This is a genomic window from Pantoea sp. BAV 3049, assembly GCF_009765445.1.
GTDB lineage: Bacteria > Pseudomonadota > Gammaproteobacteria > Enterobacterales > Enterobacteriaceae > Erwinia.
This window is the reverse complement of the sequence record NZ_WHOY01000031.1, coordinates 386294-386632: the sequence shown is the minus strand read 5'-3', so window position 1 is coordinate 386632 and position 339 is coordinate 386294. Positions and strand designations below refer to the sequence as shown.

Below are 339 nucleotides of genomic sequence, written 5' to 3'. Positions count from 1 at the left end.
AACTGGTTCTGATGTGGTGTCTACCCGGGACCAGAAAAGCAAAAACCCCGATAATCTTTCCATTCTTGGCGGAAGCAGAAGATTAACGGGGCCCACTTAAACTGTACAGACGCTGTTGCTCTGTACGGGGAGTATATGTGCATGCCCGGAAAACTGCAATACCTTCTGTGCTCCGTACTCTTTCTGTGCAACATAAGCGCAGGAAGGCGTGGCTGACCAGGTTATCCCTCTTAAACCGTCTGACACCGCAGGTGTGTACCGGCCTTCCCGGCGCGGCGAGTCCAATCGCCTCCGGAAAGGGTTGTCGAAAACCCACCGCAATCACCAGCCCGTTTTCAG

General features: G+C 53.7%; 1 protein-coding gene. It reads left to right on the top strand.

Going from position 1 to position 339, the window contains the following annotated elements:
• The first annotated feature begins 135 nt into the window (after window positions 1-135).
• Entirely contained in the window at window positions 136-216 is an 81-nt protein-coding gene (gene tap / locus GSQ70_RS26305; protein ID WP_158785178.1) for a RepA leader peptide Tap, read from the top strand.
• The last annotated feature ends 123 nt before the right edge of the window (window positions 217-339 follow it).